Genomic DNA, 7,210 nt, shown 5'->3' with positions numbered 1-7,210 from the left:
ACAGGACCGTGAAACGACTCCACGCCGATGATAGTGCGGATTCCCGTGTGAAAGTAGGTAATCGTCAGGCTCCCCAGCAAGACCAGAAACCCCACCCCGAAAAGGTGGGGTTTCTGCGTTTACGGCGCAGAAACGCGTATCTGGAAGCATCGCCGCCGTGCGACTTTGCCCGACGCGCTCCGGTTCTTCCGCTGTCACTCCTTCCCGATCCGCAGCGCGTTCGCGTAACCCGTCAGCTCCAGATAAGCACGTCCGACGCCAGAAGCACGCCGCGCATTGACATACGCGGAGGTGTGGTGAGAGCCGACGTATAAGCCGTCGGCCAGATCCATCCAACCGACTTATTTTTCCTGTGCCAGGAATCGTTGTGCCAGCTGAACCCAGTACGTTGAGCCGATCGGCAATAGCTCGTCGTTGAAGTCATAGCTCGCGTTATGCAGCATGCAAGGCCCGGCACCATGTCCTGAGTCCCGGTGACCACCATCGCCATTGCCGAGAAACGCGTAACAGCCCGGCTTCGCCAGCAGCATGAACGAAAAATCCTCGGCGCCCATCGTCGGCTCGACCGCATCGTCGACATTTTCCGCGCCGACAATTTCCTTCATGACCGACGCAGCGAAGCGGGTCTCTTCGCTACTGTTGATGGTCGGTGGATAGTTGCGATGGAAGTGGATATCGACCGAGCAATCGTAAGCCTCGGCCGTGCTCTCGGCGATCTTGCGCATGCGTGCTTCGATCAGATCGAGCGTTTCGGTGGTAAAAGTCCGCACGGTGCCTGCGATCCACGCATCATCCGGAACGACATTGACGGCGTCGCCGGTGTGGATCTGGGTGATCGACAGTACTGCGGTATCGAGCGGCTTCTTGTTACGCGTGATGATGCTCTGCAGCCCGTTCGCGATCTGCACCGCCGTGAACACGGGGTCGCGGCCATTATGCGGCAGTGCCGCGTGCGAACCCACGCCTTTGATTTCAATACGAAATTCGTTGCTGGACGCCATGATCGGGCCTTCGGTCACGCCGAAGTGGCCCGCCGGCATGCCCGGCCAGTTGTGAACTCCGAAAACTGCATCGACAGGAAACTTCGTAAACAGGCCGTCGTCGATCATTGCCTGTGCGCCGGCGCCACCTTCTTCTGCCGGTTGAAAGATAAATACGATCGTGCCGTCAAATTCGCCGTTTTTGACCAGATGTCGCGCCGCGCCGAGCAACATCGCGGTATGTCCGTCATGGCCGCACGCGTGCATTTTGCCGTCGTTCTGCGAGCGATGGTCGAAGCTGTTGAGTTCCTGAATCGGCAGCGCATCCATGTCGGCGCGCAAGCCAATCGCGCGCGATCCGTTGCCGCGTTTCAGTACGCCGACTACGCCTGTTCTGCCCAATCCGCGATGAGTTTCGATGCCCCAGGACTCAAGTGTCCTGGCAACCAGATCCGCTGTTGCCGTTTCTTCGTAACGCAGCTCGGGGTGTGCATGAATCGTTCGTCGGAGGGTCTGAATTTCGCCGTGGGCGGCCTGGATTTCTGGGATCAGTTTCATGATGGTGCGCTTGTGCTTTGCTTTGCGTGGGATCGCTCGCGGCCGTATCGCCCGGGCACGTTGATAACTGATTCTACGCCGATGGCATTTTTGGCGGCACCATGCGGGTCAACGGGCGACGGACGTAATAAAATTCGGGGTCACCCCACCGCTTACCGCTCTCCTGGACGGATCGCCGATGAATGCCCCGACTGAATTCGCCCGCGCGGTGTGCCCGCACGATTGCCCTGATACCTGCGCGATGCGCGTAACCGTCGAAGACGGGCGGGCGGTCAAGGTCGTCGGCGATCCTGATCATCCTCCGACGCAAGGCGCGCTATGTACCAAAGTCAGCCGCTATGCCGAGCGGGTGCACCATCCGCATCGGTTGACGACACCGATGAAGCGCGTCGGCTGCAAAGGCGAAGGCCGCTTTGAGCCGATCAGCTGGGATGAGGCATTCGAGCTGGCCGCAGCACGCCTGTCGGAGATCGCGAACCGAGCGCCAGAAGCCATCATGCCGTACAGCTACGCCGGCACAATGGGCTTGGTTCAGGGCGACAGTATTGCGCAGCGATTCTTTCACGAACTCGGGGCGTCACAGCTGGACCGCACGATTTGTGCAGCCGCCGGTGCGGCGGGGCTGAAATATACCTACGGCGCCAGCCTCGGCATGCTCACCGAGTTTTTCGCCGAGAGCGAGGTCATTCTGATCTGGGGCTCAAATCCCATCGCGTCGAACCTGCACTTCTGGACGCGCGCCCAGGAGGCCAAGCGTCGTGGTGCGCGGCTGATCGCGATCGATCCGTACCGCTCGCTGACGGCGGAAAAATGCCACCAACACATTGCACTGAAACCCGGAACCGACGGCGCTTTAGCGCTCGGGATGATCAACGTGTTGATCGCGGAAAATCTGCTCGATCACGCCTACATCGCGGCCCATACGCTGGGCTTCGATGAACTCAAGGCGCGTGCGCTCAGTTATCCGCCCTCGCGCGTCGCTCAAATTTGCGGTGTCGACGAGCAGGTGATCGTCGATTTTGCGCGCCTTTACGGCAGCACGAAAAAGGCCGCGATCCGGATGAACTATGGCCTGCAGCGAGTGCGTGGCGGCGGTAACGCCGTGCGCGCAATCGCCTGTCTGCCTTCGCTGACAGGCGCGTGGCGCGAACGGGCGGGCGGTGCGCTGTTGTCTTCGTCCGGGTGGGCGCCGGTGGATTCGCACGCTTTGCAGCGCCCGGACCTGATGCCGGGTTGGCCCGCCAAGGCATCGCGCGTCATCAATATGAATGCAATCGGCGACGCGTTGCTGCACCCGGGCGACGCCACGTTCGGCCCGAAAGTCGAAGCGATCATCGTCTATAACTCGAATCCGGTGGCGGTCGCGCCGGACTCCGAACGGGTCGCCGCCGGTTTTGCACGTGAAGACCTGTTCACGATCGTGCTCGAACACTTTCAGACCGACACCGCGGACTACGCCGATCTGCTTCTGCCTGCCACGACACAGATCGAGCACCTCGACGTGCACAAGTCGTACGGGCACACGCACGTGATGGTCAACTTGCCGGCGATCGCGCCGGTCGGCGATGCACGCCCGAACACGGAGATCTTTCGCGGCCTGGCGCGCCACATGGGCCTGCAGGAGCCGGCGCTTTACGAGAGCGACGACGCTATCGCGCAGTCGGCATTCCGCTGGAATGACAAAACGCTCGAAGGCGTCAACTGGGATTCGCTAAAGAAAACCGGCTGGGCAGCGCTGAACGTGCCTGATGCGCCATTCGCCGAGGGCGGTTTTCGCACGCCGTCCGGTAAATGCGAGTTCTTCAGCGAGCGCCTCGCGCAGCAGGGGCTCGATCCGTTGCCGGACTATCTGCCGCCCTACGAATCCGCAGACGGTGCGCCTGAGCTTGCCGCCCGTTACCCCCTTGCGATGATCTCGCCGCCCGCCCGCAACTTCCTGAACAGTACCTTCGTGAACGTCGAGAGCCTGCGTTCGACAGAAGGCGAGCCGCACCTCGACATCCATCCGGCCGACGCGCAGCAGCGAAACATCGCCGACGGTGATCAAGTGCGCATATTCAACGATCGCGGCGCGATGCAAGCGCGCGCCCGTATCACCGACAAGACGCGTAAAGGGCTCGTGGTCGGCTTGTCGATCTGGTGGAAGAAGCTCGCGCCCGACGGCCGCAACGCCAATCAGGTCACCAGCCAGGCGCTTACCGATCTGGGTGGCTCGGCCACGTTCTACGACTGCCTCGTCGAAGTCGAACGCGCCTGAAAACACGCTCAAAAATCTCGCAGCCACGGCCCTCAGCGGGTTCGAGGCTGCAGTCTAACCCGGCCGCTTTTCGCGAATAACAACGGGGTGCCCATGCTACGATGCGTTTTTAGCACGACCATTCGAAAATAAAGGAGGAGACGCTGCATGGACAAAATCTGGCTGAAATCTTATCCGCCCGGCGTTCCCGCAGAGATCGACCCGACCCGCTATTCGTCCGTCGCCGAACTGCTCGAAGAAGCCTTCCGCGACCACCGTGCCAAACCGGCGTTCGTCTGCATGGGCAAGGAGATCAGCTACGGCGAGCTGGACGCGCTCTCGCGCAAGCTGGCCTCGTGGTTTCAGTCAAAGGGCCTCGCCCGCGGCGCGCGCATCGCGATCATGATGCCGAACGTGCTGCAATATCCTGTCGCGATTGCGGCGATCTTGCGCGCGGGCTACGTGGTGGTGAATGTGAACCCGCTCTACACCCCACGGGAGCTCGAGCATCAGCTCAAGGACAGTGGCGCCGAAGCGATCATCCTGCTCGAGAACTTCGCCGTCACACTGCAGGCGATCGTGCGCAATACGTCGGTCAAGCACATTGTCGTCGCCGCAATGGGCGATCTGATGGGCGTGAAGGGCACGCTGGTGAACTTCGTCGTGCGGCGCGTGAAGAAGATGGTGCCGGCGTGGAGTCTGCCCGGCCACGTCAAATTCAACACTGCGATCGCCGAGGGCGGCCGCCAAAATTTCAAATCGGTCCAGCAAGGCCCGGACGACGTCGCGTTTCTACAGTACACGGGCGGCACGACCGGCGTGGCCAAAGGCGCGACGCTCTTGCATCGGAACCTGATAGCCAACGTGCTCCAGTCGGAAATCTGGCTCGATCCGGTTCGCGCTAACCGCACAGATATCGATCAGTTCATCACCGTTGTCGCTTTGCCGCTTTATCACGTCTTTGCGCTGACGGTTTGCGGGCTGCTGACGATCCGTACCGGCGGCCTCGGCGTGCTGATTCCAAATCCGCGCGACATCCCCGGCATGATCAAGGCGCTGGAAGGCTATCCGATCACGACGATTCCCGCCGTCAACACGCTGTACAACGCGATGTTGAACAGCCCGGACTTCCACAAACTCGATTTTTCGAAACTGATCGCAGCAAATGGCGGCGGTATGGCGGTGCAGGAAGCCGTCGCCAAGCGTTGGTTCGAGCATACGCATACACCGATTATCGAGGGCTACGGTCTGTCGGAGACGTCGCCGTGCGTCACTTGCAATCCGGTTACCGTCACGGAATACAGCGGCACGATCGGCTTGCCGCTGCCGTCGACGGAAATCTCGATTCGCGACGACGAGGGCAACGAGGTGCCGCTCGGCCAGCCCGGAGAAATCTGCATCCGTGGCCCGCAGGTGATGGCTGGCTACTGGAACCGTCCGGACGAAACGGCTAAGGTCATGACACCGGATGGCTTCTTCAAATCGGGCGATGTCGGTTTGATGAACGAAAACGGCTTCGTCAAGATCGTCGACCGGAAGAAGGACATGATTCTGGTCTCCGGCTTCAACGTCTATCCGAACGAGATCGAAGACGTGGTCGCCAAGATGCCGGGGGTGTTCGAAGTCGCCGCGGTCGGCGTGCCGGATCAGCATTCGGGCGAAGCGGTGAAGCTGTTCGTCGTGAAGAAGGACCAGGCGCTTACCGATGCGGACATCTTCGCGTATTGCAAGCAGCAGTTGACCGGCTACAAGCGGCCGAAGGTGGTCGAATTCCGGACTGAGCTGCCTAAGAGCAATGTCGGCAAGATTCTGCGTCGCGAGTTGCGCGACGGCCGGGCGTAAGCGCGTCACGCACGTCGGACCCGTCGGCTCGAACGAAGCCGACATGAAGTAACGCATTGCGGGAAGAATAAGAAAGGCCCGGTAGACGAAAGTCTGCCGGGCCTTTCTATTTGGACGGCCGTCTCTCTACGCAATCCACTCGACTTACGCGGCGCGTGGCCATAAAAAAAGGCGCCCGAAGGCGCCTTTGAGGCAAACTGCTTTATTACGACTTATTAGAACTTGTGGCGGATGCCGACGCGAGCCGTGAACTGGTTCTGGCTCGCCGACGGGGTGAGGCTGGCAATGGATGCAGTTGCAGCAACCACCTTGCCCGTAGCATCCAGCGTATCGCCCAAAGCGTGCTGGTACACACCCGTCACGTACACGTCGGTACGCTTGGACAGGAAGTAATCCACGCCAATTGCACCTTGGTGGTACTGAGCGCGCGATTGACCGTTGATTTCCGCGCCGCGGGTGTAGTCATACGCAGCGCCGACCAGCAATGCCGGGGTCAACTGATACTTGAAGTTGATTTCCGCGTTGTTGAACGTAGCCGATTGGCCCGCGAACGGCGATGCGTACGTAGCACCCAGGTTTCCGAAGCGGATATTCGAGTACGTTGCGCCGATCGTTGCTGCACCGAACGTATATGCGCCGCCTGCACCAATGACCTGGTACGTGTTAGCCGACGCGAAGCCGGTGTACACGCCCGACGTCACAGCTGCGTTTGCCGCTGTCGGTGCGGAGGGCGTGTTGAACAGGCCACCCGCATTTGCCGGGGTGCGCGCGTTCAAGTAACCAACGCCGAGAACGAGAGGACCGTTGCTGTAGCCAGCGCCCAACGACCAGATCTGGTTCTGCGAAAAATTGCCGGCTTGACCACCGAAGCTGTACGTGCCGCCGAACGTCAGGCCGCCGTAGTTTGCGCTCGTGTACTTGACCGTGTTGTTGGTGCGGAACGAGTTGTTGAAGTTGTCGAGGTCGCTCGGGTGAGCTGCGATGGAGCCACCCCATTGATCACCCACTTCCAGCGGACCGACGTAGTCAACCACGGAGTCGTACTGACGACCCAGTGTGACCGTGCCGAACTGGCTCGACAGGCCAACGTAAGCTTGACGACCGAACATCAGGCCGCCTTGACCCAGCTTGCCGTTGTTCACGTCAAAGCCGTTTTCCAACACGAAGATTGCCTTCAGACCGCCGCCCAGATCTTCCGTGCCGCGCAGGCCGAAACGCGAACCTTGCAGAACGCCGCTGGACAGGTTGTACAGATGCTTGCCACCCGACGGCGTCTTGACGTTGGTGGTCATGTTGAAGCCTTCGTCAACGATACCGTACAGGGTCACGCTGCTCTGAGCATGTGCGACGCCTGCGAATGCGCCCAGTGCTGCGAGAGCGAGAAGCGACTTTTTCATCGAATGATCTCCAAGGAATACGAATCTTTTGTACAAGGCGAATATTTGTCTAGCGTTGAGGCCTTGCTTGTCCAACTTCGCGAGAAGTTGCACGTAATGTAACAAAAGGCATACATGGCACAAAGCAAAAGGAGACGGCCAGGGCGGGTCCTGTTTCGTTTACGCAACATGGTCTAAAATCAGGAATTGGCCGTCGG

General features: G+C 60.2%; 4 protein-coding genes. 2 read left to right on the top strand and 2 right to left on the bottom strand.

Annotated features, from left to right (window positions below):
- Positions 1 to 341 precede the first annotated feature (341 nt).
- Complete coding sequence (locus GNZ13_RS02715; RefSeq protein ID WP_172160260.1) at positions 342 to 1,538, bottom strand: M20 aminoacylase family protein; 1,197 nt, start codon at positions 1,536 to 1,538, stop codon at positions 342 to 344.
- Positions 1,539 to 1,716: 178 nt separating this feature from the next.
- Between GNZ13_RS02715 and GNZ13_RS02710 the strand changes: the two genes are divergently transcribed.
- A complete protein-coding gene (locus tag GNZ13_RS02710; protein ID WP_172160258.1) occupies positions 1,717 to 3,795 on the top strand; it encodes a molybdopterin-containing oxidoreductase family protein in 2,079 nt (692 codons plus the stop codon).
- A gap of 147 nt (positions 3,796 to 3,942) precedes the next feature.
- Positions 3,943 to 5,616 (top strand): long-chain fatty acid--CoA ligase, encoded by a 1,674-nt coding sequence (locus GNZ13_RS02705; protein ID WP_172160256.1) that lies wholly within the window; start codon positions 3,943 to 3,945, stop codon positions 5,614 to 5,616.
- Positions 5,617 to 5,831: 215 nt separating this feature from the next.
- Here the strand turns inward: GNZ13_RS02705 and GNZ13_RS02700 are convergent, their stop codons facing one another.
- Positions 5,832 to 7,013, bottom strand: a complete 1,182-nt coding sequence (locus GNZ13_RS02700) for a porin (RefSeq protein WP_172160254.1) — start codon at positions 7,011 to 7,013, stop codon at positions 5,832 to 5,834.
- Positions 7,014 to 7,210 lie beyond the last annotated feature (197 nt).

Source organism: Paraburkholderia elongata (assembly GCF_013177735.1).
GTDB classification, from domain to species: Bacteria; Pseudomonadota; Gammaproteobacteria; order Burkholderiales; family Burkholderiaceae; genus Paraburkholderia; species Paraburkholderia elongata.
The sequence above is the reverse complement of the archived record's forward strand: the minus strand, read 5'-3'. Positions and strand labels throughout refer to the sequence as shown.